Source organism: Marinomonas sp. IMCC 4694, from assembly GCF_008122525.1.
Lineage (GTDB): Bacteria > Pseudomonadota > Gammaproteobacteria > Pseudomonadales > Marinomonadaceae > Marinomonas.
Map to the genome: position 1 here is coordinate 2,815,531 of NZ_VSRV01000001.1, position 25,610 is coordinate 2,841,140.

Here is a 25,610-nt window from a genome sequence, read left to right on the forward strand (position 1 = left end):
TCTGCATTATTCATGACGCCTGACGTGAACACGTCACAGCGCTGATGGAAACAAAAAAAGGCGAACCTGTTGATTAGGTTCGCCTAAAGCGGTTATTGCTTAAATCGGCTACAGTGATCGCGCCAAATTGTTGGTGGTCATTCAGGCATGCTGGTAGTAACCGTATTCGTTTTCATACTCTTCGTAGATGTCTTTGGGCATTGTCTTCTGCGGCCTCATCTTATGAAACGCGGCTTTTAAGCGTATTGCTTTATGCTGTAAACGTTCGATACGACGTGTCACTGTGCGGCTGGTACGGTTCGCCGCGCTGTCAATGGCGGAATACAGATCCGCTTGCTGCTCAGTAATCACCACGTCTTTTTGGCCATTGATTTTGACCAATACTTGGCAGTGTTTGTCTTCACCACCTTTAGGACCGTTCACATCGGTAAGCGTAACGGTCACATGTTGAATGTTGTCATAACGGGAATTCAATGCAAAATTAAGGCGACGTTTCACATACGCTTTTAAACTTCTCGTTAGAGCCAAACGACGTGCATGTACTTTTATTCTCATCTTGATCTCCTTTACTCATAAATGAGTAAGTTACGTTGGAGAATGTAACTTACCGACAAAGACTTTTAAGATATAATCGAATTATCAATGTCAACAATCAGTTTTTTTCGAAGTATTGGTAAAATATGATCAATTTCAAACATTTACACTATTTCTGGATGACCGCAAAACAAGGCAGCATTACAAAGGCCAGTGAAAGTTTGCACATTACGCCGCAAACGATCAGCGGGCAGATCAGTCTGCTGGAAGATCAACTTGGAAAAACGTTATTTACTAAAATGGGTCGCACGTTAAAACTCACTGATACCGGTCGACTGGTTCTGAGTTACGCGGATGAGATTTTTGCTTTGGGCAGTGAACTGGAGCAATCCGTTCGTGTCGCATCGACTGATCGAACGCAACGACTGCGCGTTGGCATTGCAGACGCCATTCCAAAATCCATTGCCTATCGATTGCTGGCACCGGCCATGAAGCTCGATACGCCCATACGATTAGTGTGTAAAGAAAACAGCCTAGAAAGCCTGTTAGGCGAGCTGGCGTTACACAAACTGGATTTTATTATTGCCGATGGTCCGATTCCTCCGCACTTAGGTGTGCGAGGGTTTAACCACTTTTTAGGCGAATGTGGCACCGCATTCATGGCGGCCCCCAATGTCCTCCAAGACCACGCTGTGAGCTTCCCCGAATGCCTAATGGGGGCGCCGTTTCTGATTCCCAGCGATCAATCTTTAGTACAGGTTCAGCTGCTGCAATGGCTAGAACGGCATCATATTCATCCCAAAATCACAGGGGAATTTGACGACAGAGCCCTAATGAAAACCTTTGGTCAGGCAGGAGCCGGCGTCTTTGTCGTACCGTCGGCGATATCAGAAGAAGTGGCTAAACAATTTAAAGTCGAGCTCATTGGCCACACGGAAGACATTCGCGAGCAATTTTTTGCCATCGCTTCGGAGCAACGCCTGACCAACCCTGCTTTGGTGGCCATTAATGAAGCCGCTAAAGAATGGCTAACACATTCATAACCCCCGCTTACAAAAAAGCATGCATGACCAAAATCAAAGTAAAAAAGCACAAAAAAGCCCTCGACAGCAGACCGTCGAGGGCTTTAGAAAGTCCGTAAATATTCGGTTTAACGCAAAGGATTACTTGCCCGTCGCACGGGACACGTATTCACCGTTACGCGTATCGACACGCAAAACTTCACCGATGTTAATAAACAGAGGCACACGCACCATAGCGCCGGTAACCAAAAACGCAGGTTTGGAACCGCCGTTTGCCGTGTCGCCTTTTACACCTGGGTCTGTGTCTTTTACTTCAAGTTCGATGAAGTTAGGCGGTGTTACCGCCAATGGCGCACCGTTATACAGGGTAATGACGTATTTTTCTTGCTCTTTAAGCCACTTAATCGTGTCACCCACAGCGGTTTCGTCAGCAGCATGTTGCTCAAAAGAGCCATCTACAGCCATGAAATGCCAGAACTCACCGTCGGTGTACAAGTACTCCATATCGGTGTCCATTACGTCAGCGGTTTCTAGAGTATCGCCCGATTTAAAAGTACGCTCCCAAACACGACCGGTTTTCAAGTTACGCAATTTAATGCGGTTAAACGCTTGGCCTTTGCCCGGTTTGACGTGTTCGTTGTCGATGATCGCACATGGATCGCCGTCGACCATAACTTTGGAGCCGCTGCGCATGTCGCTGGTAGAAATATTAGCCATATATCCTCACAGTATATTTTTAGAGAAAAGGCTCCGACTGGCGTATCATGTCAGTCTTATATTTTTTCAGAGCCGCTGGCCTATTGGCCAAAAAAAGTTGGCGCTATCATAACCCAATTGAAGACAATTTTGCAGATATTTGACGTGATCCCTATTCAAACAAAGCTCAATCCACACTGGCAACAGCATCTTTCACAGGCCATCACCTCCTTGCCCGAGCTGATCGACCACCTTGGTTTGCCTGCGTCTCTTGCTCATCAAGGTACAGAAGCGCACCGGAGTTTCAAATTGTTGGTGCCAAAACCCTATTTATCGCGCATTGAACAGGGCAACCCTAACGACCCTTTGCTGCTGCAAATTTTACCCAGCGCCGCGGAAATGCAAACGGTTGCCGGCTATTCCAAAGACCCACTAGAAGAAGCCAACCACACCCCACAAAAAGCCATTGTGCACAAATACAAGCGCCGCCTATTGGTGATTACCACCGGCACCTGTGCGGTGAATTGCCGTTACTGTTTTCGTCGCCACTTCCCTTATGGTGACAACCAACTGGCGCAAGCAGAATGGCAATCCGTTATCGATTACCTAGAAAACCACCCAGAGATCAACGAAGTGATTTTAAGCGGCGGCGATCCCTTGATGATGAAAGACGCCTTATTGGCCGACAAAATCCGCAAACTCGACGCCTTACCGCAAATCAAACGTCTGCGTATTCACTCCCGTTTACCGGTGGTGATTCCGGCGCGAGTCTGTGATGACATGCTTAATTGGGTACGCGCTAGCCGCCTCGACATCGTCATGGTGTGGCACATTAACCACGCCAACGAAGTAGACGCCGAACTGACGCACGCCGCACAACGGCTCACACAGGCCGGCGTAACTTTGCTTAATCAAGCGGTGTTGCTAAAGGGTATTAACGATTCGGTAGAGGCTCAAGTCAATCTCAGTGAAGCGGTGTTTCGTGCCGGCTTATTGCCTTATTACCTATTTACGCTCGACCCAGTGGAAGGGGCCGCGCACTTTGATATTCCCATTGAAGACGCGCAACGCTTAATGGGAAAAGTCGCCGCAGAATTACCAGGCTACTTAGTACCAAGGCTAGCAAAGGAAATCCCCGGCAAATCGGCCAAGAGCGTGTTTGCTCCCTTACTTTAAAAAGCAGATGCACTAACGCAACAGCGCAATCCGCCCCACTTTGACCTGCTGGCGACGTACGCTGACCGTGGGCGCGAGCTGATACAGATCGCCATTGCGACCGACCAATTGGCCAGGCACGTGGCTGAGCTTGGCCACATCAGCATTCGCATCTAGGTGCTTAGGCTCCCCATGAACGGGAATCGCCCATTGCGGTTGCACCCAGGTATAAAGCTGCTTCAATTCTTCCCGGCAAGGGTGACCACTCACATGAATGGTTAAATCCGTGTCGTGGGCCTGTAACGTACGGATTTTACGGCCCTTGAATTGCGTCGCCAAACGGTCGATGGCCTGTTCGTTACCCGGGATACGCATGGCACTGAAAATAACCAAATCGTCCGCTTCGAGGCTTAAATCAAAACAATTGTCTGCCGCGAGTCGATTCAGCGTCGCTCTAGGCTCGCCTTGGCTGCCAGTCACCACCGCCAGCACCTCCTCGCGAGGCAAATAGCCAAGATGTGACGCATCGATGATGGGTAAATCGTCTGGCCAATGGCCGGTTACTCTGGCCGCACTGACCATATTGGTTAACGAACGGCCAATCAGCGCCAAGTAACGCCCCGTTTCTTGGGCCACTCGCCCCAACGCGACGAGTCGCGCTACGTTGCTACTGAAACAGCCAACCACAACTCGATTCTTTTCAGATTGGATGGTTTTCAATAGGCCTTGATAGCAATCGTACTCGGAAGGTGAAAAACCCTCTTTTAACGCATTGGTCGAATCGCACACCATGGCCAAAACATTCTCTTTAGCGAGGGCTTTAAACGCCGCCGGCGAAAAGCTTTTGCCCAGCATCGGCTGCTTGTCGATCTTCCAATCTCCGGTATGAAAAATACGGCCCGCTGAGGTATCAATGGTCATCGCAAACGGCTCAGGCACAGAGTGCGTCAGAGCAAGCCACTTCACAGTAAAGACACCAATCTTTTTACTTTCGTTTTCAGCGACTTCAATAATGGGAACTTGATCGACCAAACCCACTTGCACCAATTTTCGACGCAGCACTTCAGCGGTAAACGCCGTGGTATAGACAGGGCACTTGAAACGACGCCACAAAAACGGCAGCGCGCCTACATGGTCTTCGTGAGCATGAGTGATCACGATGCCGGCCAAACGCTCTTTTTGCTCGCTGATAAAACGCGGATCGGCACACACCACTTCCGACGTGCTGAATTCGCCTGGCGTCAGCGGCTCATTAAACGATACACCGCAATCCACCATCAACCATTGGCCGTCGTGCCCATACAAATTCATGTTCATGCCAATTTCGCCTGTACCACCCAAAGGCAGAAACCACAAATCGTCTTGTGAGGGAATCAAAGATGAGATAACACACTCCTTGTTGGTGAATTTTTTAAGAAGGAATTCGCAGAGATTCGTAATTTTTTATCTATAGTACGCATTATCCGCTAGAATCTCGCCTACTAAAAACCAACACGTTACTTCAGTAAGCGCTTACTTTTATTAATGGATGATCACATTGAACACCACATCTCGATTTAAAACGCTACTCGGCAAGGCCGTTATTTACTGTATCTTTGCGGCCTGCGCCGTGATAGTGATTCTGTATACTATTCAGTACTTTGGCGCTAAATACGCCGATGAAAAGCTGCAAGAACAACTCACATATTCTGGTCTAACATCACAGGTGCATTATGAAAAAGTGTATTTTGACCCTTTTACCTTAACGCCCTCTTTTGAAAAAGTGCGTATTGGAAACGAAAGTGCCCCTTGGTTGCGCTTCGCTCGGATTTCATTCAATAGCTATCCGCTCACGTACCCTAATGTAGATATAGACTTCTGGATTGAAGAAAGTGCCATCACCGAGGTATCTCGTGATACCGGCCGCATTATGCAGGCAGCGGGCATAGAGACATTACTGGGCAAGGGGAAGTTTTCCTCGCATACAGAAGGGCAACAAGTCAGTACGGCGTTTCAGCTACACATAAAAGACGTTGGCAAGCTGTCCTTTTCTTCCTATATCAATCTTTTAAATGACACCCTTAATGTTCCCGAGATTAGATCTGACCTGTTGGCGTCCTTCGCTCTGGGGCAGCCAGAAGCCATATTGAGTATCTATGGGGACGATATCGCGCTAGGCACTTTGTCGTTACGCTATGAAGAGGCCGGCTTGGTGAATCACGTGTTCCCGGCCAAACCCTTATCTGAGCGTGCACAGCAAGCGCAAAAAAACGCATTTACGTTTGGCAGCCAGGTTTTAGGCTTAGCAAAGGCCAATTCAAACAACGCAGCTCACATCGCCGAGACTCTGACGAAGTTTCTCGCCCAACCTGAGTCAATCACCTTATCCATTGAACCCAGCAATCCTGTGACATTAAAGCAACTGGTGCGCTCTGCCCGTGAAGATGCACTTTACTCACGTAGCCAAATGACGTTGTCGATACCTTAACAGCATCATGAAAACGGGTTAAACATCGGCCGGTATGACTGGTTCGATGTGGCCCGAGCGATGCCTTTGACCATGCGAAAGATCGACCAAATCCACACGCCCAACAACACAAAATAACCAATAAAAAACAGCGCCAGCACCAAGCCCACCACCGTTAAAAAAATCCCCCACCAGAAAGTGCTGATGATATTCACATAATGATCTTCAAAATAGGTACCACGGGCATCGCTGATTTTTACCATCGCCCAAATGGCCCCAATCAACCAAAATACGCCAGTAAAAATCCCCAGCAACATAAACACATACGCAATGACCACATTGCTTTTTGCATTTTCTTCACGAGCAGTTAACGAGTTAACACGGTGATCTGGCTCAAACCCTGACATACCCCAACACTCCGTTATTCGGTTTTATGATTTCAATTTGCAATAATTGCTTGTACCGTAGTCTTTTTCGCCCTACTACTCACTTCTTTTCACCCTAGGAAAACCATGAAAACCGTGACCATTCTTGTTGATGTTCAAAACGTGTATTACACCACAAGAGACGCGTTTGGGCGCTCTTTTGATTATAACCGATTTTGGCAACAAGCCACCGAAGGCCGTCAACTCGTCAAGGCCATTGCCTATGCCATCGACCGAGGAGATGAGAAACAACGCCAGTTTCAAAACATTTTACGAGCCATTGGGTTTGAAGTGAAATTAAAGCCCTTCATTCAACGCTCTGATGGCTCAGCAAAGGGAGATTGGGATGTAGGCATCGCCATCGATGGCATTGAGTATGGCAAAGACAGTGATGTATTGGTGTTGGTTTCAGGTGATGGCGACTTTGATATTTTAGCCAAAACATTAAGAGCAAAGTATCAAACCCAAGTAGAAGTTTACGGAGTAGAAAGTTTAACCGCACACTCTTTGATACACTCCGCTGACACTTTCACAACCATTGATAACAAATTGTTACTAAAATAAATACAACTCATCTATATTTTTGATGGATAATGTGAAATCAAAATTAGAATGCTTAATTTATAGGCAAAAAAGATGATAAATCAAAAACACCCTCACTTATTAGAAACTAGGCTGTCACTTCATAAGTGGCTGAGCCTGATAACGGGCATTATCATTCTATTTTTTTGCGCCTTCAACGTCATTTTACTAGGACAGAAATCAATCGGCATCATCGATGCTTTTTTTGGCCTATTGAATCTGTATTTTTTTTATCAAGCACGCCAGAACAGAGTAAAAAACTGGCACAGTTATCTTTTAATTGCCTCTTTGACGACCACTATTTTTTATACATTTTACGTCGCCGATCTCAGAGCAGGCTCGGCCTACTGGCTGCTGTTCTTGCCGCCGCTGTATTGCTTACTGGCCGGGTCTAAACGTGGCCTTGTGCTCACTGTGCTTCTTTCGTTTCCTGCTATTTTTTTGCTGTATGTAAAATCAGACAGCGACCACCACATCGCCCAGCGATCTGTAGTTAACTTTACACTGACCTACTTTTTGTCTTATATAGTCTGTTATTTGTACGAAAATCAGCACATAACAAGAGATCAAACGTTACAAAAAATGGCCTTCCAAGACCCTCTGACGGGCGCCAAGAATCGCCACGCCTTAAAAATGCTGTTTGACAACATCCATAAAAAAACGGCCATCACGTCACAGCAAGAATCCACACCCCCATCGAAAACGCATCTTCTTATTGTTGATATTGACTACTTTAAGCGGGTCAATGACAAATTCGGGCACGATGTTGGCGACACAGTACTGATCGAAATCACTCAACGTCTCATGGATCACGTTGGGGACGATCAGGTATACCGAATTGGTGGTGAGGAATTTCTGATCATTCTCAAACAGCACTCATCTACCCAAGCCTTCCATGTGGCTGAAAACATTCGACAAAAAATAGAAGCTTCTGCGTTCTATATACAGCAGCACGAAATTAACATCACGGTGAGCATTGGTATTGCACAATTAAAGGCCGACCAATCGTTTCAAGCGTTTTTACAAGTCGCTGACCACAACCTGTATTCTGCAAAACGCAAAGGTCGAAATGTTGTTCACTACGGCTCAATGAATATCGTGGGGAACGCTAAGGCGGTTTAATGCAGCAACCAGAGGAAAATTAAGACTGAGAAAAAGTGTCTAAAAATAACGCTTCGACCTTATCCCTTGCCCAAGGCGTTTTACGTAAAAACTTCAGGCTTGACTTGACCGTCGGATCACTTTTAAAGCAATTAATATTGATGCGAATAGACAATTCTTCCCAACCGTAATGCGCCACCAAATCGGTGACAATTTTCTCCAGTTTCACTCCATGCAATGGATTATTAGCTTGCGTCTCGCTCATCCCAATTCACTCTTTCATGTCTTCAAAAAAAGAATCATACGATGATATTTGACTATTACAACAATTCCCCGAAAAATAGCGCCTATTGATACATTAACCCCATCACCTCTAGGAGAAACAACATGGGCATTTTATCTGGCCTTAAAGGGCTTTTTTCTGGCGCCGAACGTGCACCAGAAAAACCAGAAGACACCGTGGAATACAAAGGATTTTCTATTATCCCCGCCCCCATAAAGGAAGGTGGTCAATTTCGCGTGGCCGCGACGGTCACCCAAGGAGAAGGTGCAGAGCAACAAACACATACATTCATCCGCTCAGACCTGATGCCAAACCGTGACGAATGCATTGAAATAACGTTACGAAAAGCCAAGCTAACCATCGACCAAATGGGCAGCCATATTTTCAAGTAATCTACCCAAAAAATCACCCTCTCGATAAAAAAGGCCATTATGAGCGCCCCCATAGGACAACATTGGAATCAACTAAATGACAGTGAAGACCTATTGGGGGCACTATATCGAGCCCGAACCTTTGCTTTTTTAGGACCAAAGACCCAAGTACAAACAACGCTGATAAGCCACATTGGCAACCCCAATGCGCCCAAAAGCCTCTTATATGTTCACGGTTACACCGATTATTTTTTCCAGACAGAGTTGGCCGAGCATTTCGTTTCGCTTGGTTATCGTTTTTACGCCTTGGATTTACAAGGCTACGGGCGCTCTATTCGTCCAACCACACCGCCAAATTGGTGTGATTCAATCGAACAATATGGCCAAGACATAGACATCGCTCTCGCCACCATGAAACAAGACGGCGTTGACGAAGTGGTTATTCTCGGACACTCAACCGGCGGCTTAATCGTGTCCACCTACCTGGCTCAACCTTACGCACTGCCAGAGCGAGAAAGCCATTACAAAAAAGCATTTCCCACTGTACGAGGGCTCATATTAAACAGTCCTTTTTTAGCTTTACCTTTTCCGCCGGCGCTTCTAAATAGAATCAGTTGGCCGATTAGAACCCTGGTCACCTTGCTGCCTTTTTCGTATTTGCGTGCGAAAAAAATCACCACTTACGCTAAAACATTGCACACAAAGTTTGGCGGTGAGTGGGATTACCGCCTAGATTGGAAGCCTGCAGAAGGCTTTAATTTATCGTTTCATTGGCTTAGAGAAGTCATTCATGCTCAGCGTAATTTGGCGAATCAACGCCTTAGCCTACCCACCTTGCTATGCCGCTCTGACATCAGCACGATAGGTAAAGATAGCGTTGAAGAAACCCAACAAGGCGACGGCGTGTTAGACGTAAACAGCATGCAGGAAGCGACTGAAAAAACCTTCCAAAACCTCACTTGCGTAAGTATTTCACAAGGCTTTCACGATTTGAGCTTATCTCATCAACCGGCACGCCATGCGTATTTTAGCGCCATGACCGACTGGTTAAGCACCTTGGCGACGCATGACCCAGTCAAGTAGACACGTAGGCAATACGCGCTTCATGACGACCGCTGCATAGGTAGGCAGCGTCACATAATAATGCGCCCGCGGACGTGTGGATTCCAACGCGTGAATCAACTTTTTCACCACCGCACTGGCCGGTAAGGTTTGCGATGACGTGGCGCCTTCTGTGCTCAAACGCGCTATCGCTTCTTTATAACCCGCTTGATGACGGCTGTTCGTGGTATCGATATGAGCATTGAGCGCCAACAAGGCGTTGGCTCTAAATCGGCTTTCGATCGGGCCGGGCTCGATCAAGCTCACTGTAATGGGCGTATCAGCCAACTCTAAACGCAGGGTATCGATCAAACCTTCTAAAGCAAATTTACTCGCGTTGTACGCCCCACGATACGGCGCCGCCACCAGCCCCAGAACAGAACTGTTGCTGACAATTCGCCCATACCCTTGTGCCAACATCACCTTTAATACTTTTTTGGTTAACTCATGAGTACCAAAAAAATTACCCTCGAATTGCGCCCTTAATGCCTCGATGGGTAAATCCTCAACCGCACCCGGCTGCCCATAAGCCCCATTATTAAACAGCGCAAACAACTCACCATTGGTGATCGCCAAGGTGTCTTCTAGCCCCTTCGCAATAGACGCGGAATCCGCCAAATCCAATTGCACAACGTGTTTAATCCCCTTTGCTTTTAAATCGTCCACATCGGCCGCTTTACGACAGCTTGCCACGACTAAAAAATCACGTTCCTGCAGCATTTTTGCCGCCTCAAATCCAATACCAGTGGAACAGCCTGTTATTAAAATAGAATATCGCATCACATCCCCCATTCAATTAATGTAGATAAATATCCACCATGATTCAACAAACACCCCACCAAGACACCCAGAAAAGACCCGTCATAACAATGTCATTTTTGACAATTTAAACGCTACAATTGTCAAAATACACACAATTAGGCGAAGCTAATTTAATAAACACTTAACGAAACTTTGATGGTTTTTTATAAAAACTTTAAATATCAATTAGTTATATAGTTATTATGGTTTTGGCATGTTTTCTGCTTTATCAAGTCATTCCTTCTTCATATGGACGGTCCATTTGAAGAATCACAGACTGCGAGGTGACACATGACAACGAATCATACAACACAACCCAATGTTGCGGCTTTTTTCGACAAAGACTCCAACACCTTTTCTTACGTTGTAAAAGACCCTACTTCTTCAAGCTGCGCCATCGTCGACAGCGTGCTGGACTTTGACTACGCCTCCGGCGGCACGTTCAACAAAAGTGCTGATGAGATCGTTACTTACGTCACCGATCATAAGCTCAGCGTAGAATGGTTAATTGAGACCCACGTTCACGCTGATCACCTTTCTGCCGCCCCTTATTTACAGCAGAAACTGGGTGGAAAAATAGGCATTGGCTCCGACATCACAACCGTACAAACGACCTTTGCGGGTATTTTCAATGAAGGCGCCGACTTTTTGCATGATGGCTCTCAGTTTGATCATCTTTTTACTGATGGCGAACAATTTACTGTTGGCAACATGACGTGCACGGCTTTGCATACTCCTGGGCACACACCGGCTTGCTTCACCCATGTTTTAGGGGATGCCGTATTTGTCGGCGACACTCTATTTATGCCTGACGCAGGAACCGCCCGTGCAGATTTCCCCGGCGGCGACGCGGGCATTTTGTTTGATTCTATTCAAAAAATCCTCGCGTTACCTGATGATAATCGCATTTTCATGTGCCATGACTATTGCCCAAATGGTCGCGAACTGGAGTACCAAACCACCGTTAAACAGCAACGCGAGCACAACATTCACATTAAACAAGACATCAGCAAGGCCGCGTTTGTTGAGCTACGTGAAACACGCGATAAAACCTTGGCCATGCCTCGCTTGATATTACCGTCTTTGCAAATCAACATGCGCGCTGGCCACATGCCAGAGCCCGAAGAAAACGGCTTGTCTTACTTAAAAATCCCGTTGAATGCGTTTAAGTAAGCGCGTTTAACCTACTTAACCATGAATTCAATATCTCTAAAACAACCTGCTCTCTAGCAGGTTGACCTAATAAAAAAAAGTCTAGCGGGCTCATCCGATAGGCTGACTATAAAAACGAGAGAATCAGCATGATACGTAAACACATTACTGAAAAATACTCTGTATCAGAACAAATCACCCTAGGCGACATAGATACACTGGCCGTTTCTGGCGTGACCTTGATCATTTGTAACCGTCCAGATGAAGAAGAAAGCGAGCAACTGACTTTTGCTGACATCGCCGCCTACGCCAAAACAAAAAACATCGAGGCCCTGCACATTCCTTTTGCGGGCGGGCAAATGACAGCGTCGGATGTCGTTGAAATGAAGCTAGGCCTTAAAGACGCCAACAACGTGCACGCTTATTGCCGTTCGGGTAATCGCTCAACGCTCATTTGGCAAGCCGTTCAAGACTTGCCCAGCTCAGAACAAACCAGCATAAGCCAAACCAGCACAACGTCAGCGACACATTACGATGTGGTCATTGTAGGAGCCGGCACCGCTGGCATTTCCACCGCGGCGAGCTTACTCAAACGCCAACCCAACTTAAACATTTGCTTGGTTGATCCTGCTGAAAACCATTATTATCAGCCGGGCTGGACACTGGTAGGTGGCGGTGTTTTTAAAGCCGCCAAAACTCGTCGTAACATGGCCGACGTAATCCCGAGTGGAACCAAATGGTTAAAAGAGTCTGTGCAATCATTTTCGCCGGATCTCAACCAAGTATCCCTGCAAAACGGCCAACTACTTTCTTATGATTTTCTTGTCGTTGCCGCTGGCATCCAGCTTAACTGGAATGCCATTGAAGGGCTAACAGAGACCTTAGGGCGCAATGGCGTCACCTCTAATTATCGTTATGATTTGGCACCATATACCTGGGAACTCGTGCAAAACCTAAAAGGGGGCAACGCCATATTTACTCAGCCGCCAATGCCAATTAAATGCGCTGGCGCACCGCAAAAAGCCATGTATTTGTCTTGTGATCACTGGCTAAAAAACCGTCGCCAAAAAGACATTTCAGTGTCATTTTATAACGCTGGCGCTGTGCTGTTTGGTGTCGCGGCTTACGTTCCTGCTTTACAGAGCTATATCGAAAAATATCAGGTTAATACGCATTTCAGCCATAACTTGGTCAAAGTCGATGGTCCGAATAAATTGGCTTACTTTGCCACCACCGATCAAGATGGTGAACCCACTATTATCGAACAAGCCTTCGATATGTTGCACGTTTGCCCATCACAAAGCGCCCCTGATTTTATCCGCAACAGCCCCTTGGTCGATGCGGCCGGCTGGGTCGATGTAGACAAAGAAACCCTGCAACATACTACCTACAAAAACGTCTGGTCACTGGGCGATGTCTCAAACAGTCCGAATGCGAAAACGATGGCGGCTGTGCGCAAGCAAGCACCCATCGCTGCACATAACATCATTGAAGCGATGAAAGGACGTGAAGCCAACGCGGTTTATGACGGTTATGGCTCCTGCCCTCTCACTGTAGAGCGCGGTAAAATTGTCTTGGCGGAATTTGGTTTTGGCGGCAAATTGCTCCCTACTTTTCCAAAGTGGCTCAATAATGGTACCAAACCGACGTACCTTGCCTGGGTGTTAAAAGAAGACTTGCTGCCTCCGTTCTACTGGCATGGCATGTTAAAAGGCCATGAATGGTTTGTTGCCCCTACCTTACGCAAATAACGCACACAACGAGAATCACACCATGATGTTGGAACGTGTCATCCCCGCGCTTGGCTGGCTTAAAGGCTACAACCGCGGACAATTCAGCCAAGACGCCACTGCCGCGTTTATCGTTACCATGCTACTGATCCCTCAGTCGCTTGGTTACGCGATGTTGGCGGGTGTCCCGCCAGAAGTCGGTTTATACTCCAGTATTTTGCCCTTGGTGCTGTATGCGCTGTTTGGCACCAGTACGTCGCTGTCCGTCGGTCCTGTGGCCGTCGCCTCTTTGATGACCGCTACGTCACTGGCCGTCATCGCCGAGCAAGGCACCGCCAGCTATTTAACCGGTGCGATTACACTGGCCATGTTGTCCGGTATCATGCTGGTAGCAATGGGCGTAATGAAGTTGGGCATGGTCACCAACCTACTGTCTCATTCGGTGATTTCGGGATTTATTTCTGCGTCGGGGATCATCATTGCATTGAGTCAGCTTAAGCACATTTTGGGCGTATCTGCCCATGGCGACAATGTGGTAGAACTGCTGGTCACCATGTTCGAAAGCATCGGGCAATTTAAGCCGGTGACCTTTGCCATTGGCGCTTCCGTGGTGGTGTTTTTATTGCTGGCACGTCGTTACGCAAAGCGCGTTTTTCTTATGCTAAAAGCGTCGCCTTCTGCCGCGGGTTCTCTTGCGAAAACTGCGCCTATTTTAGGGGTTGCAGCCAGCTTAGCTGTTGTGTACTTCTACGATTTACAATCCCATGGTGTCGCAATCACAGGGCATATCCCCGCGGGTTTACCCACATTAGGCTTAACTTTGCCTTCGATTGAATTAATCAAATCACTGGCGTTACCCGCCTTGATGATTTCAATCATTGGTTACGTTGAGTCTATTTCCGTGGGGAAAACCTTGGGTGCGAAACGTCGTGAAAAAGTCAAACCGAACCAAGAACTCATCGGTTTAGGCGCCGCCAACATAGCCTCAGGCGTGTCTGGCGGCTTTCCGGTAACGGGTGGATTTTCTCGCTCTGTGGTGAATTTTGACGCTGGCGCGGTCACTCAGCTTGCCAGTGTCATGACGGCCCTTGGCATCATGATTGCGTCTTTGCTGCTCACGCCCATGTTGTACTTTTTGCCCAAAGCTACCTTGGCAGCGACTATTATTGTGGCGGTCAGTACGCTGGTCGATTTCTCAATTTTGAAAAAAACTTGGCGGTTTTCACGCAGTGATTTTTACGCTGTGCTGGCGACTATTGTGATCACCTTACTGATGGGCGTTGAAGTCGGTGTGGCATCCGGTGTGATCTTGTCGATCGCTTTGCATTTGTATCGCACGTCCAAGCCTCACGTAGCCGAAGTCGGGCTCATCGAAGGCAGCGAGCACTTTCGCAACATAAAGCGTTATGACGTGATCACTTCACCCACTTTGTTGTGTTTACGACCTGATGAGAGCTTGTTTTTTGCCAATGCGACATTTTTGGAAGATTACGTTATCGAAGCGATTAGTCAGCGTGACGCCATCAAACACGTGGTGATTCAATGCAGTGCAGTGAACGAAATTGACTACAGTGCGCTGGAAATGCTGGAAGCGTTAAACCTTCAGTTAAAAGACTTAGGTATTAAGCTGTCTTTCTCTGAAGTGAAAGGCCCAGTCATGGATCATTTAGAATGCAGTGGTTTTTTACAGCACCTTAATGGAAAAGTGTATTTGTCACAGTATCAAGCGTTTCAAGACATTACCGGTCAGTAAAAAACAATCTGAAATTCGCAATAAGATAAGCAAAAAAAGCAGAATAGGATGAACTTCTATTCTGCTTTTTTGTGTCGTGCTGTTTTTAAGAAGCTGCGATCAGATACGGTTTAGCAAATCGGTTTTTTTGGCGTTGTATTCATTCTCTGAAATGGCGCCCATGTCACGCAACTTGGCTAACTTTTCAATCAGCTGAATCACATCGTCAACAGACGACGTTTGACGAACGGATGATGTATTTTGATTAAACGAGGCATTATTTTGTGAAGCATTATTTTGTGAAGGCATCATGGTAGAAACAGGGGTTTCCATGAAATTGTTTTGTGGAGTTTGAATCGGTGCTTGCACTTGAGCCGAAGATCCCAACCCCGACACAATCGGCAAACTGTTCACGGCAATGGTGCCGTACTGGCTAGAAAACGTCAGCGAATCGTTACCGCCTTGCTGCTGACCAATGCCACCAATGTTGTTATCCAAGGTATCATAAACCGTCACGTTGCCGTTCACATCGACGGCTAAGCGATTTGGAAAAATCGCATAACGCGTACTGTTCTGCGCGCCACTACTAAACGGCTGACCCAAGTCGCCCGGCCACCATTGATTGCTCGACAACGAGCCTTTGGGTAATGGCGCAAACACCTGCGTATTCGCCAAACCATTGGCCAATTCGTTACACAAATTATCGACCGTAGATTTCAAACCATAGTTAAACATGTCGCCTACCATGGTCATGCCACCGCGCATCCACTGACCACCGCCACCCAATTCAGGGCAATTAAATTGCGCCATGGAACCACTGCCATTATTCACCGCGATCAACATATGCATCACGGCATCATGGCTTAAGTTATAACGGCTAGAAAGGGAATTGACGAGATGGTGTCCGTCTTGTGTTAAATTTTGCATGTTTGAGTTCTCTTGGAAGGGACGACAGACTGTGTAACAGGTTGCAGCATCATGCTGGCCTACAGGTTTCGTAGAAGGTTATTCTAACACATCCCCTCTTACAAAATGGTGACAACCGCCTAAAAAGCAAAATAAAGTGTTTATTTTTTGAACACGCGCTTTAAAAGGAAAAACACGTTTTTGTAAGCAAAAAAAGACCCGTGTGAATCACAGGTCCGTTTAAAAAATAGTAGAAACAATCTAGCCCAGTAGACCATCAAAATCCGAGGCATCATGGCGCTCTTCAAGGAACACATCGCCCCAAGTGCGATTCACAATTCGACCTCGCTGCACCGCCGGACGCCGCTCTATGGCTTTCGCCCAACGCATCACATGCTGATAGCTGGCCACATCGAGGAATTCTGCGGCGTCGTATAAGTTACCCAATACCAAATTACCATACCAAGGCCAGATAGCGATGTCTGCGATGGAGTAGTCGTCCCCAGCAAAATAGGTGTGATCGGCCAAGTGCCTATCCAACACATCCAGTTCGCGTTTCACTTCCATGGCGAAACGATCAATGGGATATTGTTGTTTGGTTGGTGCGTACGCATAAAAATGCCCAAAACCACCGCCTAAATACGGTGCCGAGCCCATTTGCCAAAACAACCAGTTACGGCATTCGGTTTTACTGACAAAATCCTTTGGGATCAAGGCATCAAACTTTTCCGCTAAATACTGCAAAATAGAACCCGACTCAAACACTCGTGTCGGTGGCGTGGTACTGTGATCCATTAAAGCGGGGATTTTGGAATTGGGATTGATCTCAACAAAGCCAGAGCCGAATTGATCACCTTCACCAATGTTGATCAAGTAAGCGTCGTATTCCGCTTCGCTAATGCCCAACGCCAGCAGCTCTTCCAACATAATGGTGACTTTTTGACCGTTTGGCGTCCCTAAGGAGTGCAATTGAAATGAGTGTTTACCCACTGGTAAAAGCTTATCATGAGTCGCACCAGAAATAGGACGATTCGTACTGGCAAACTTCCCGCCATTTTCAGCCTCCCATTTCCAAACCGTCGGTGGAACATACTCTTGATTCACGTTGTTATCGGAGCTCATACATTATCCTCATTAAAATAGGCTAAACAGGGTGCAAGCATTAATGGTTACTTTGTTATTAGAAATCAAGTCCGTTGAATCATGGATACTTTTCATCGTCTCTTGATGTAAAAAGGTACATCAGTGTCATCCAAATTCAACGCGCTGACGTTTATACTAGGTGTATGCTCTTTTGGTTAACGATTTTTATAAAAACGTTGTAATAAGTAGGTTTGTGCTCTCGTCAAACAATGTCACACTCATTTTGCCGCACCCAGGTGCTCATAAAAACCTAAGGAAGCTGATATGAAAATCCATCACGCATTGAACCGTACTGTCGGGATATTGGTCCTGACCAGTGCCGCTTTTTCTAGTAGCGTATCCCTCGCTGCACCGCAAACCATGATGGTGGCTGGCGGGTGCTTTTGGTGCGTAGAGTCCGACTTTGAATTAGTGCAAGGTGTCAGCGATGTGGTCTCAGGTTACAGCGGCGGCCAAACGGAGAACCCCACCTACAAACAAGTTTCAACGGGGAAAACCGGTCACTTTGAAGTGGTTGAAATACAATTCGACGACGAGATTGTATCGTTAGAAGTACTGGCCAATTATTTTTGGAAAACCATTGACCCTACCGACCCTTACGGTCAGTTCTGTGATAAAGGCACGCCATACAAAACAGCTATGTTTTATCAAAGCCCTGAGCAAAAATCCGTTTTTGAGGCGTCTTTGGCCAACGTCAACGCAACCAAACCCTTTAAAGATAAGATCGTCACCGAGATTCTCCCAGCAAAAACATTTTATAAAGCAGAGGAATATCATCAAAGCTATTACACCAAAAACCCGTTTCGTTACGCCTATTATCGCGCCAGTTGTGGACGGGACAATCGTATCGAAAGTTTATGGGGTGATGTAGCCAGCAAACAATATCATTAATGAGTCTGTCCCTCGAAAAAAAGCGCTTGTGTGTTCAGGCGCTCTTATACCGTTTCACGCCACAGACCTTTGACCGATTGCATGTAAGTCACTACTCTCTTATAAATTCATTAACTCAATAGACCGCCATCATGAACCCGATTCTTCAGGCCCAGATCAACCATAAATCCATCCGCCAATACACAGATAAACCAATAGAAGACGCATTGTTAAGGCAATTAATTCAGTGCGCTCAAGGCGCGGCATCATCGAGCTTTATTCAGGCTTATTCACTCATTCGAGTAACAGATTCAGTCAACCGAACAACCATGGCTACCTTGGCTGGTGGGCAAAAATGGGTGGAGACGGCGGCAGAATTTTTGGTGATTTGCGCCGATCTAACCCGCGTAGAAGCATGCAGCTTAGCGCAAGGATTAGGCCCATTAGAGGGTCACACTGAACATTTTATTGCGGCGACAACCGATGCGACGCTTATGGCACAGAATCTGATATTGGGTGCTGAATCAGTTGGCCTTGGCGCGGTTTTTATTGGTGGCATTCGTAACGACCCTGTGCAAGTCGCTGAACTCCTGAGCTTGCCAAAGCTTGTTTACCCAATTTTTGGCCTTTGTTTAGGCTACCCAGACGCCGAGCCAGATCTAAAACCGCGTTTACCTGTCGACGTAATAGTACACAAAGACAACTACAACAGCCGCCGTGGCGCCAGCGATGTACAAGACTACGACGCCCAAATGCAGGCCTATTACCAGAGTCGATCAGGCAACCAAAAAATAAGCAACTGGTCGGAGCAAACCGCCAACGCCGTGCAAAAGAAGAAACGTGAGCACATGTTAGGCTTTTTGCAACAACAAGGTTTTTTAAAACAGTAAACTGACTTAACATACTGTTTTATTGTTTCAACAGAAATAATTCAACCCAAAAGGAAAGACCATGATCACCAAGGTTCCAAATACTCTTTTTAAAACCCGAGTACGCAACGAAGAATTGGGTGGCCCTAACCCATTCGAGTGGAAAGATGTTACGACTGCTGATTTGTTCAGCAATAAAAAAGTCGTGGTTTTTTCCTTGCCTGGTGCGTTCACACCAACGTGTTCAACGTCTCACCTTCCACGCTACGAAGCGCTTTACGAAGACTTTAAAGCGCAAGGCGTAGACGCCGTTATCTGTATCTCAGTCAACGATGCTTTCGTCATGTACCAATGGGGCAAAAGCCAAGAAGCGAAAAATGTCTTTCTATTACCAGACGGCAACGGCGACTTTACCCGTAAAATGGGCATGTTGGTCAAAAAAGACAACCTAGGTTTTGGCATGCGCAGCTGGCGTTATGCCATGTACGTCGAAAATGGCGAAATCAAACAAATGTTCTCTGAAGCTGGCTACCAAGACGACGCACCGAGCGATCCGTTTGAAGTATCCGATGCAGATACCATGTTGAACTACTTAAAAGCGCGTTAATCCCCGCCAAGTCATTCAATTTTGCATACTAAAAGCAGGCGTTCCTCCGAGCGGCTGCTTTTTTTTGTTTGCGCTAAAGACAAAACAATAAGCCGAATAAAGCTCAAGTCACCTGGCTATGATTTTATGCGATTCTCGCAAGACCAACTGACCTTTCAGCACCGTCCGCGCTACGTCATTTCTCAGCATCGCTTGCACGGCTAAATCAATCAGAGCACTGACTGGCGGCGCATAGCTGGTTAATTGGTACGATGGGCTAGCACCATACGCTATATCATCAAAGCCCACGACAGCAATAGACCCTAAGCAGCCATGCGCTCTCATGGCATCAATGACGCCAAACGCCACGGCGTCATTCTCACAAAAAATAGCGTCGACTCTTTCATGTTTGGGGGTTGTATTCAGGTAACCGGCAAACACGTCACACGCCATAAACTGATCATAGTTAGTGACATTTAACAAAACACTAAGATCAAAACCAAGCTGATGCAATCCATCTTCGTACCCTTCTCGCCGATTCACTCGAGTCGTCATGCCTGTAGGCCCTGAAAAGTAAGCAAATTGTTTAGCGCCCTCGCCCACTAACAAGGTAGCAATGTCAAAACCAGCCGCATAATCATCGGTATTTAGCACCAGAGGTTCAGGCAAATCGCAATCCCGAAACACAATAACTAAAGGAATACGCTTGATATTGCTTGCTAAAGAAACAAAATCACCCGTTAACGTTGCCCCTAAAAATATCACCCCATCAGTTTGCAGTTGATCAGCGTGTTCGACTAAATCGGCCACACTGTCTTCATCGGCGACATTGATCAACAACGCTCTAAGCCCATTCTTTTGTAAAGCAAAACTCAGTTGATCGAGCAGTTTCATCACGTTGTAGTTTTGAAAAGTATCCACGACAACTGCGATCAAGCCTGTTTTCTGTGTCGATAAACTTCGAGCCAGTAAGTTGGGTTTGTACCCCAGCTGCTTAGCGGCGTCTAACACACGTACTCTTGCTTCTTCTGATATGGGCTTACCTGGGGTAAAAGTGCGTGACACGGTCCAACGCGATACACCCGCTAGAGCCGCGACTTCAACGGAGGTTACTTTTGGCTGACTGGTATTTTTTTTCATGTGTTTACAACGTAATAAGCAGGTTTTCTATTTTGTCATTGTATCCATCCAACCGCCATCTCAATTGAAAAATAAAAAATTTATATTCTATTTTTATTTTTTTGAAAAAAAAATTCCAAACAGACTTGACGATATTCTGCACACGAGTGCATACTAATCCAACTGACTGCACACGTGAGCAAAATCAGTACCAACACACTAGGAGAATAATAAGATGAAAACGCTAGTAAGCCTTGCTGTATCAACGTCCATTACTTTAGGCGCCACTTTGCTAAGCCCTGTTGCATTGGCCGACAATTTGCGTATTGGGGTAACGATGGCAACGTATGATGACAACTTTTTAACACTGCTAAGAACCGCAATTGAAGCACGCGGACAAGAAATAAAAGACGTCGATTTACAAATCGAAGACGCCAAAAACCAAGTAGGCGCTCAACTTAACCAGGTGCAAAACTTCATCGCTTCTGGTGTCGATGCGATTATTATCAGCCCTGTGGATACGGACGCTACAGTTTCAATTAGTGATGATGCACAAGCGGCAAACATTCCGTTAATCTATGTCAATCGTCAGCCAATCAATATTGATTTACTACCAGACAATCAAGCTTTTATCGCGTCAAATGAAGTCGATTCTGGCACCCTTCAAACAAAAGAAGTGTGTCGTCTCATGGGCGGTAAAGGTAACTTAGCCGTCATAATGGGCGCCTTAACCGACCAAACAGGCATTCAACGCACACAAGACATCTACGATGTTATCGCCACACCAGAATGCAGCGGCATGAAGGTTGTTGTTAAAGATACTGGTTTATGGCAGCGCTCAATCGCTAACAATATCATGACAAACTGGCTTTCTGCGGGTATCCAATTTGATGCTGTCATCGCGAACAACGACGAAATGGCCATCGGCGCCATTCAAGCGATGAAAGCCGTTGGTATGGACATGGATAAATTCATTGTGGCCGGGGTAGATGCCACGCAAGACGCGCTTCAAGCGATGCGCGAAGGCGATTTAGATGTCACGGTTTTCCAAGACGCCAAAGCGCAAGGTGCCGGCTCCGTTGATGTTGCTATCAAACTGGCAAGAGGGGAAGACGTACCACAAAAAGTATGGGTTCCCTTTAAATTAGTCACCCCTGCGAATATGGAAGCCTTTGCGAACCGCAACTAGTATTCCACCCAGTTTCTACCTCGAAATTTTGCAGCGGTGTCTATAGCCGCTGCGTTTTTTTGGATGGTCATTACTCAGTGAAAACACAGTTATTCAATCCGCACCAAGCAACTCCAACTTATTCCGTCTTTATAGTGAGGTTAATATCATGCCTAATTTTACCCTATCCTGTTGCGCAGAAATTTTATTTGTTGAATTGCCCATCGCTGAACGCGTGCAAAAAATCGCAGGCTTAGGCTTTTTACCTGAACTTTGGGACTGGACACAACACGACATTGACGCACTCGTTGAGACTGGCGTCGAATTTTCGTCGATGACCGGCTACATCAAAGGCGACTTTTTAGAAAATAAGGCAACACTGCTTGAGACCATTCATGAATCCGTCGCGGTCGCCAAACGATTGGGCATTCCACGATTGAATCTTCATGGCACTGGGTTAGACAATAAAGGGCTGCCCGTTCATCCTCGTCCTGTATTGACTGGCCGTGACTGGATTCAAGCCTACAAAACACTGATCGAAATTGCACAAATTGGCGAAGATAACGACGTTATGTTTGTACTCGAAAACCTCAATGTCAAAGTAGACCATCCTGGCGTACCTTTTGCTACAGCCGAAGAAGTGTATACCCTCATTTCTGAGGTCAATCACCCTAATTTAAAAATGATGTTAGACCTTTATCATCAACAAATTGATGAAGGCAACTTAATGGACTCCCTCACGCGATACCTGCCTCATATTGGCGAAATACAAGTCGCCGATGTACCTGGTAGACAAGAGCCTGGCACTGGGGAAATGAACTACCCAGCAATTGCCAAACACCTCGAAAAAATAGGTTATCAAGGCGTGGTCGGTTTTGAAGGTTTTCCAGAAAGCGACTCCGCACTGGCATTGGAACGATTCAAAAGTGCGTTTAATTTCTAACGGTTAACCCTGAATCATCGACGTATCACACAATTACTATAGGACACCTTATCATGACCAAAAAAACCGCTAACTTAGTGCTTGTCGGCGCCGGGCGCATGGGATCTCATCATGCACAAAATATCGCTTTCACTCTGAACAATGCTCATTTATTTGGTATTTTCGATCAATATCTTCCAGGCGCCAAAGCACTCGGTGAAAAGCTAGGCTGTGATTTTATTACTGATAAAATCGAAGACATCGCTAACCATCCAGAAGTCGATGGCGTGGTAATAGCAGCACCGGCACGTTTTCATGCTTCGATTTCAAAATACTTTTTAGAACATGGCAAAGCGGTGTTCTGTGAAAAACCGGCCGGCCTAACCCTTGCCGAAATCGAAGAGACTAGCGCCGCGGCGGACACGGCGAAACGTCCTTATCAAATCGGCTTTAACCGTCGTTGGGATCGCGCTTTTGTCAGTGCCAAGGAAAAAATCCAACAAGGTGTCATAGGCACGCCACAACAGTTACGCTCATTAACTCGTGATCCAGGCCCTTGGGGGGGGGATCCTTTCAATATTCCAACTTGGACGATTTTTTACGAAACCCTAATTCATGATTTCGATACCCTACTTTGGCTAAATGACAACGCAAAGGTCGTCGAAGTCCGCGCTTTAGCCGATGCCTTGGTACGCCCTGATGCCAAATCTCATGGGCATTTAGATGTGGCCACCGTGACCTTACGCTTTGATAACGGTGCCATTGCCATTGCTGAAGCGAACTTCTGTGCTATGTATGGCTACGATGTGCGAGCCGAAGTACTCGGGTCTTTGGGTATGGTTCAAATGGGGGATGTGCGTAAACCGAATATGACAAGCTACAACAAAGACGGCGCCCAAGACGATACTTGGCGCGTAGATTCCGATATTTTTGTCGACGCTTACGCAGCTCAAATTCGCGCTTTTGCCAATGCTATTTTAACCGGTCAACAGACGGGGCCAAATGGCCGTGATGCGCATCGTGCATTGGCCATTTCATTAGCTTGCATCGAATCCGTTACTACCGGTAACGCTATCACCACCAACATCTGATCGCGTTTCACTCACACACTCCCGTGCCTTCTAGGGAGAGTGTGAGTTTCTTTTCAAATGCCCCTTTTCTATTGCCCCTGAACCAGCAGCAATACGACTACCAAGAGCAAACCAAACGACACGCTTTGCCAGAAAACAACCGGGTTACGTTGTATCAAGGGCCGTTGCGTTCGATGTAAAAACGCCTGATTTGGGTGATGCAGGTCGTAGATAAATTCAGAGACTTCTTCGTAGCGCTTTAACGGATTGATGTGTAGGGCTTTTTGCAAGGCATCGTCGATCCAAACCGGAAACTCCGTTTCTTCAGTGATGAGACTGCGGTAGTTCAAGCGTTGCTGTGCAGCGATGCTTTTGGCTTGTGCTATTTTGGGGCTGTAGGGAAACTCATTACCTGACAACATTTGATAGGCGATCACGCCTAATGCGTAGATATCAGAGCGTTCGCTGCCTGCGTGTCCTAAAAAGTATTCTGGCGCAGAGTATCGCATAGTGCCACGCAGCACCTCGCCCTCTTTAAGCTGAGTCACCCCCGCAATGTGAGTGGAACCAAAATCAATGATTTTGACGATATTATGCTTATCGATCATGATGTTAGCTGGGCGAATGTCTTGATGGATCATGGCGTTACGATGAAACGCCTGTAACCCCTTCGCGATTTGGGAGACGATGTCTCGGACCTGTTCCAATGTGGGTTTTGGGTGGTCTATCATCCATTGCGCTAACGATTGCCCTTCAAGATACTCGGTGACGAGATAAAGTGATTGCTTTGGCCTTGAGGTCGTAATGGCATTGACCACATGCGCATTGTGTATTCGTTTCGCGATCCAGTCTTCCAACATAAAATCGTCTAAATACGCCTTATCTTCCGCTAATTCGGCTGAAGGGGTTTTAATCACAACCATGGTATTACTATCACAATCACGCGCAAGAAAGACGTGACTGCGGCTGCTCACATAAATAGCGCGCAGTATGTCATAGCCTTCAAATTGCATCCGTTCTTTTAAGGGCGGCGGTAAGGGTAAATGCTCAACTCGATTGGGCAATTCATCCTGTTGATAGCGGGTCACATCATTAACACGAACAATTTGTACGCTAAGGTTGTCGTTGCTCCCCGCGCTCAACGCCTGTTCGATAAGTTGCTCTGCGGCGTGATTTAAATCATCCGCCTCCGTGATCATACCAGACAGGTGCTCGGCATCGAGAAAGTCGTAAACACCATCGGTCACCATCAGAAAAACATCGTCTTTTTTAATGGGAAACGTCTGGTAGTCTAATTCAATAATCGGCGCTATGCCCAGCGCTCGAGATAAATAACTGTGCTCTTTTGATACGATACGACGATGGTCTTTGGTCAGCTGTTCTAGGGTTGACCCCACGCAGCGATACACTCGGCTGTCACCCGAATGAAAAATATGCGCGTTATTAGCACGCAACACCAGTGCACTAAAAGTGCACACATAGCCTTTGTCTTTATCAAAACGACTGGAGCCTCGTTGCGTTTGTGCGTACAAAACGGCATTGATGGAAGTCACCACCTTTTCACCTGAGTTTTTAACCGACCAGGCTTCTGAGGTGCGGTAATAGTCGTCTAAAAACCGGCTAACCGCTGTATCACTGGCAATTTGGCTCACGGGACTCGAGCTGATGCCGTCGGCAATAACCAGTGCGATGCCTTTTGTGGTGAGCAAGGGGTCGGTGGGAACAAGATGACCGATGGCATCTTGGTTTTGCGCTTTTTGTCCCTTACTGGTGGCACAGCCAATGCTGACATCGAGTGCTTTCATTGTATTTCCTTAAACAAAAAA

The 25,610-nt window shown here is 46.6% G+C and carries 26 protein-coding genes; 16 read left to right on the top strand and 10 right to left on the bottom strand.

From position 1 onward, the window contains the following. Positions 1 to 141 precede the first annotated feature (141 nt). Positions 142 to 555 carry an HPF/RaiA family ribosome-associated protein gene (locus tag FXV75_RS12815; RefSeq protein WP_148833944.1) on the bottom strand — a complete coding sequence of 138 codons (414 nt, stop codon included), beginning with the start codon at positions 553 to 555 and terminating at the stop codon, positions 142 to 144. 125 nt (positions 556 to 680) lie between these two features. Between FXV75_RS12815 and nhaR the strand changes: the two genes are divergently transcribed. Continuing rightward, positions 681 to 1,577: a transcriptional activator NhaR gene (gene nhaR, locus FXV75_RS12820; RefSeq protein WP_148833946.1), complete on the top strand. Its 897-nt coding sequence runs from the start codon at positions 681 to 683 to the stop codon at positions 1,575 to 1,577. A 120-nt stretch (positions 1,578 to 1,697) separates the two neighbouring features. Here nhaR and efp read toward each other — a convergent pair whose 3' ends face one another. Beyond that, a complete protein-coding gene (gene efp, locus FXV75_RS12825) occupies positions 1,698 to 2,273 on the bottom strand; it encodes an elongation factor P (RefSeq protein ID WP_148833948.1) in 576 nt (191 codons plus the stop codon). 144 nt (positions 2,274 to 2,417) lie between these two features. Here efp and epmB point away from each other — a divergent pair, with 144 nt between their 5' ends. Beyond that, the gene (gene epmB, locus FXV75_RS12830; protein WP_148835411.1) at positions 2,418 to 3,428 is read left to right on the top strand and encodes an EF-P beta-lysylation protein EpmB; all 1,011 of its coding nucleotides are present in this window, start codon (positions 2,418 to 2,420) and stop codon (positions 3,426 to 3,428) included. 12 nt (positions 3,429 to 3,440) lie between these two features. On the opposite strand, the gene FXV75_RS12835 is transcribed toward epmB, so the two are convergent. Continuing rightward, positions 3,441 to 4,724, bottom strand: coding sequence for a ribonuclease J (locus FXV75_RS12835; RefSeq protein WP_262368550.1), 1,284 nt, complete (start codon positions 4,722 to 4,724; stop codon positions 3,441 to 3,443). Positions 4,725 to 4,944: 220 nt separating this feature from the next. On the opposite strand from FXV75_RS12835, the gene FXV75_RS12840 reads away from it, so the two are divergent. Next, positions 4,945 to 5,874: a hypothetical protein gene (locus FXV75_RS12840; RefSeq protein ID WP_148833950.1), complete on the top strand. Its 930-nt coding sequence runs from the start codon at positions 4,945 to 4,947 to the stop codon at positions 5,872 to 5,874. A gap of 5 nt (positions 5,875 to 5,879) precedes the next feature. On the opposite strand, the gene FXV75_RS12845 is transcribed toward FXV75_RS12840, so the two are convergent. After that, complete coding sequence (locus tag FXV75_RS12845) at positions 5,880 to 6,260, bottom strand: DUF4870 family protein (RefSeq protein ID WP_148833952.1); 381 nt, start codon at positions 6,258 to 6,260, stop codon at positions 5,880 to 5,882. Between the two features lie 105 nt (positions 6,261 to 6,365). Here FXV75_RS12845 and FXV75_RS12850 point away from each other — a divergent pair, with 105 nt between their 5' ends. Then, the gene (locus FXV75_RS12850) at positions 6,366 to 6,842 is read left to right on the top strand and encodes an NYN domain-containing protein (protein WP_148833954.1); all 477 of its coding nucleotides are present in this window, start codon (positions 6,366 to 6,368) and stop codon (positions 6,840 to 6,842) included. 72 nt (positions 6,843 to 6,914) lie between these two features. Continuing rightward, positions 6,915 to 7,982: a GGDEF domain-containing protein gene (locus tag FXV75_RS12855; RefSeq protein WP_262368551.1), complete on the top strand. Its 1,068-nt coding sequence runs from the start codon at positions 6,915 to 6,917 to the stop codon at positions 7,980 to 7,982. A 19-nt stretch (positions 7,983 to 8,001) separates the two neighbouring features. On the opposite strand, the gene FXV75_RS12860 is transcribed toward FXV75_RS12855, so the two are convergent. Further along, positions 8,002 to 8,226, bottom strand: coding sequence for a VF530 family DNA-binding protein (locus FXV75_RS12860; RefSeq protein WP_148833956.1), 225 nt, complete (start codon positions 8,224 to 8,226; stop codon positions 8,002 to 8,004). A gap of 122 nt (positions 8,227 to 8,348) precedes the next feature. Between FXV75_RS12860 and FXV75_RS12865 the strand changes: the two genes are divergently transcribed. Continuing rightward, positions 8,349 to 8,636 (top strand): HlyU family transcriptional regulator, encoded by a 288-nt coding sequence (locus FXV75_RS12865; RefSeq protein WP_148833958.1) that lies wholly within the window; start codon positions 8,349 to 8,351, stop codon positions 8,634 to 8,636. 39 nt (positions 8,637 to 8,675) lie between these two features. Then, entirely contained in the window at positions 8,676 to 9,698 is a 1,023-nt protein-coding gene (locus tag FXV75_RS12870) for an alpha/beta hydrolase (protein ID WP_148833960.1), read from the top strand. Here the strand turns inward: FXV75_RS12870 and FXV75_RS12875 are convergent. Beyond that, complete coding sequence (locus FXV75_RS12875; RefSeq protein WP_148833962.1) at positions 9,663 to 10,496, bottom strand: SDR family NAD(P)-dependent oxidoreductase; 834 nt, start codon at positions 10,494 to 10,496, stop codon at positions 9,663 to 9,665. The two genes, FXV75_RS12870 and FXV75_RS12875, sit on opposite strands and share 36 nt — an antisense overlap. A gap of 312 nt (positions 10,497 to 10,808) precedes the next feature. On the opposite strand from FXV75_RS12875, the gene FXV75_RS12880 reads away from it, so the two are divergent. The 3 genes from FXV75_RS12880 to FXV75_RS12890 all read left to right on the top strand — a co-directional run bounded on the left by FXV75_RS12880 (position 10,809) and on the right by FXV75_RS12890 (position 15,152). Beyond that, positions 10,809 to 11,690, top strand: coding sequence for an MBL fold metallo-hydrolase (locus FXV75_RS12880; protein ID WP_148833964.1), 882 nt, complete (start codon positions 10,809 to 10,811; stop codon positions 11,688 to 11,690). A gap of 128 nt (positions 11,691 to 11,818) precedes the next feature. Beyond that, positions 11,819 to 13,420 (top strand): bifunctional protein tyrosine phosphatase family protein/NAD(P)/FAD-dependent oxidoreductase, encoded by a 1,602-nt coding sequence (locus FXV75_RS12885; protein WP_148833966.1) that lies wholly within the window; start codon positions 11,819 to 11,821, stop codon positions 13,418 to 13,420. A gap of 22 nt (positions 13,421 to 13,442) precedes the next feature. Beyond that, entirely contained in the window at positions 13,443 to 15,152 is a 1,710-nt protein-coding gene (locus FXV75_RS12890; protein ID WP_148833968.1) for a SulP family inorganic anion transporter, read from the top strand. Between the two features lie 99 nt (positions 15,153 to 15,251). Here the strand turns inward: FXV75_RS12890 and FXV75_RS12895 are convergent, their stop codons facing one another. Both FXV75_RS12895 and yghU read right to left on the bottom strand, forming a co-directional pair. Further along, positions 15,252 to 16,058 carry an SHOCT domain-containing protein gene (locus FXV75_RS12895; protein WP_148833970.1) on the bottom strand — a complete coding sequence of 269 codons (807 nt, stop codon included), beginning with the start codon at positions 16,056 to 16,058 and terminating at the stop codon, positions 15,252 to 15,254. Between the two features lie 240 nt (positions 16,059 to 16,298). After that, positions 16,299 to 17,159, bottom strand: a complete 861-nt coding sequence (gene yghU / locus FXV75_RS12900; RefSeq protein ID WP_148833972.1) for a glutathione-dependent disulfide-bond oxidoreductase — start codon at positions 17,157 to 17,159, stop codon at positions 16,299 to 16,301. Positions 17,160 to 17,444: 285 nt separating this feature from the next. Between yghU and msrA the strand changes: the two genes are divergently transcribed. The 3 genes from msrA to FXV75_RS12915 all read left to right on the top strand — a co-directional run bounded on the left by msrA (position 17,445) and on the right by FXV75_RS12915 (position 19,526). Beyond that, entirely contained in the window at positions 17,445 to 18,071 is a 627-nt protein-coding gene (gene msrA / locus FXV75_RS12905) for a peptide-methionine (S)-S-oxide reductase MsrA (protein WP_148833974.1), read from the top strand. 131 nt (positions 18,072 to 18,202) lie between these two features. Beyond that, complete coding sequence (gene nfsA, locus FXV75_RS12910) at positions 18,203 to 18,940, top strand: oxygen-insensitive NADPH nitroreductase (protein WP_148833976.1); 738 nt, start codon at positions 18,203 to 18,205, stop codon at positions 18,938 to 18,940. 61 nt (positions 18,941 to 19,001) lie between these two features. After that, positions 19,002 to 19,526 carry a peroxiredoxin gene (locus tag FXV75_RS12915; RefSeq protein ID WP_148833978.1) on the top strand — a complete coding sequence of 175 codons (525 nt, stop codon included), beginning with the start codon at positions 19,002 to 19,004 and terminating at the stop codon, positions 19,524 to 19,526. A gap of 108 nt (positions 19,527 to 19,634) precedes the next feature. On the opposite strand, the gene FXV75_RS12920 is transcribed toward FXV75_RS12915, so the two are convergent. Beyond that, a complete protein-coding gene (locus FXV75_RS12920) occupies positions 19,635 to 20,645 on the bottom strand; it encodes a LacI family DNA-binding transcriptional regulator (protein ID WP_148833980.1) in 1,011 nt (336 codons plus the stop codon). Between the two features lie 214 nt (positions 20,646 to 20,859). On the opposite strand from FXV75_RS12920, the gene FXV75_RS12925 reads away from it, so the two are divergent. The 3 genes from FXV75_RS12925 to FXV75_RS12935 all read left to right on the top strand — a co-directional run bounded on the left by FXV75_RS12925 (position 20,860) and on the right by FXV75_RS12935 (position 23,805). Further along, a complete protein-coding gene (locus FXV75_RS12925) occupies positions 20,860 to 21,813 on the top strand; it encodes a sugar ABC transporter substrate-binding protein (protein WP_148833982.1) in 954 nt (317 codons plus the stop codon). A gap of 148 nt (positions 21,814 to 21,961) precedes the next feature. Beyond that, complete coding sequence (locus FXV75_RS12930) at positions 21,962 to 22,735, top strand: TIM barrel protein (protein ID WP_148833985.1); 774 nt, start codon at positions 21,962 to 21,964, stop codon at positions 22,733 to 22,735. A 53-nt stretch (positions 22,736 to 22,788) separates the two neighbouring features. After that, positions 22,789 to 23,805 carry a Gfo/Idh/MocA family oxidoreductase gene (locus FXV75_RS12935; RefSeq protein WP_148833986.1) on the top strand — a complete coding sequence of 339 codons (1,017 nt, stop codon included), beginning with the start codon at positions 22,789 to 22,791 and terminating at the stop codon, positions 23,803 to 23,805. 68 nt (positions 23,806 to 23,873) lie between these two features. Here FXV75_RS12935 and FXV75_RS12940 read toward each other — a convergent pair whose 3' ends face one another. Further along, the gene (locus FXV75_RS12940) at positions 23,874 to 25,589 is read right to left on the bottom strand and encodes a bifunctional protein-serine/threonine kinase/phosphatase (RefSeq protein WP_148833988.1); all 1,716 of its coding nucleotides are present in this window, start codon (positions 25,587 to 25,589) and stop codon (positions 23,874 to 23,876) included. Positions 25,590 to 25,610 lie beyond the last annotated feature (21 nt).

What these genes read in the sequence shown, in the direction of transcription:
- FXV75_RS12815 (WP_148833944.1), bottom strand. Translation starts at nt 555, where the DNA reads ATGAGAATAAAAGTACATGCACGTCGTTTGGCTCTAACGAGAAGTTTA.
- nhaR (WP_148833946.1), top strand. Translation starts at nt 681, where the DNA reads ATGATCAATTTCAAACATTTACACTATTTCTGGATGACCGCAAAACAA.
- efp (WP_148833948.1), bottom strand. Translation starts at nt 2,273, where the DNA reads ATGGCTAATATTTCTACCAGCGACATGCGCAGCGGCTCCAAAGTTATG.
- FXV75_RS12835 (WP_262368550.1), bottom strand. Translation starts at nt 4,724, where the DNA reads ATGAACATGAATTTGTATGGGCACGACGGCCAATGGTTGATGGTGGAT.
- FXV75_RS12845 (WP_148833952.1), bottom strand. Translation starts at nt 6,260, where the DNA reads ATGTCAGGGTTTGAGCCAGATCACCGTGTTAACTCGTTAACTGCTCGT.
- FXV75_RS12850 (WP_148833954.1), top strand. Translation starts at nt 6,366, where the DNA reads ATGAAAACCGTGACCATTCTTGTTGATGTTCAAAACGTGTATTACACC.
- FXV75_RS12855 (WP_262368551.1), top strand. Translation starts at nt 6,915, where the DNA reads ATGATAAATCAAAAACACCCTCACTTATTAGAAACTAGGCTGTCACTT.
- FXV75_RS12860 (WP_148833956.1), bottom strand. Translation starts at nt 8,226, where the DNA reads ATGAGCGAGACGCAAGCTAATAATCCATTGCATGGAGTGAAACTGGAG.
- FXV75_RS12865 (WP_148833958.1), top strand. Translation starts at nt 8,349, where the DNA reads ATGGGCATTTTATCTGGCCTTAAAGGGCTTTTTTCTGGCGCCGAACGT.
- FXV75_RS12870 (WP_148833960.1), top strand. Translation starts at nt 8,676, where the DNA reads ATGAGCGCCCCCATAGGACAACATTGGAATCAACTAAATGACAGTGAA.
- FXV75_RS12875 (WP_148833962.1), bottom strand. Translation starts at nt 10,496, where the DNA reads ATGCGATATTCTATTTTAATAACAGGCTGTTCCACTGGTATTGGATTT.
- FXV75_RS12880 (WP_148833964.1), top strand. Translation starts at nt 10,809, where the DNA reads ATGACAACGAATCATACAACACAACCCAATGTTGCGGCTTTTTTCGAC.
- FXV75_RS12885 (WP_148833966.1), top strand. Translation starts at nt 11,819, where the DNA reads ATGATACGTAAACACATTACTGAAAAATACTCTGTATCAGAACAAATC.
- FXV75_RS12890 (WP_148833968.1), top strand. Translation starts at nt 13,443, where the DNA reads ATGATGTTGGAACGTGTCATCCCCGCGCTTGGCTGGCTTAAAGGCTAC.
- FXV75_RS12895 (WP_148833970.1), bottom strand. Translation starts at nt 16,058, where the DNA reads ATGCAAAATTTAACACAAGACGGACACCATCTCGTCAATTCCCTTTCT.
- yghU (WP_148833972.1), bottom strand. Translation starts at nt 17,159, where the DNA reads ATGAGCTCCGATAACAACGTGAATCAAGAGTATGTTCCACCGACGGTT.
- msrA (WP_148833974.1), top strand. Translation starts at nt 17,445, where the DNA reads ATGAAAATCCATCACGCATTGAACCGTACTGTCGGGATATTGGTCCTG.
- nfsA (WP_148833976.1), top strand. Translation starts at nt 18,203, where the DNA reads ATGAACCCGATTCTTCAGGCCCAGATCAACCATAAATCCATCCGCCAA.
- FXV75_RS12915 (WP_148833978.1), top strand. Translation starts at nt 19,002, where the DNA reads ATGATCACCAAGGTTCCAAATACTCTTTTTAAAACCCGAGTACGCAAC.
- FXV75_RS12920 (WP_148833980.1), bottom strand. Translation starts at nt 20,645, where the DNA reads ATGAAAAAAAATACCAGTCAGCCAAAAGTAACCTCCGTTGAAGTCGCG.
- FXV75_RS12925 (WP_148833982.1), top strand. Translation starts at nt 20,860, where the DNA reads ATGAAAACGCTAGTAAGCCTTGCTGTATCAACGTCCATTACTTTAGGC.
- FXV75_RS12930 (WP_148833985.1), top strand. Translation starts at nt 21,962, where the DNA reads ATGCCTAATTTTACCCTATCCTGTTGCGCAGAAATTTTATTTGTTGAA.
- FXV75_RS12935 (WP_148833986.1), top strand. Translation starts at nt 22,789, where the DNA reads ATGACCAAAAAAACCGCTAACTTAGTGCTTGTCGGCGCCGGGCGCATG.
- FXV75_RS12940 (WP_148833988.1), bottom strand. Translation starts at nt 25,589, where the DNA reads ATGAAAGCACTCGATGTCAGCATTGGCTGTGCCACCAGTAAGGGACAA.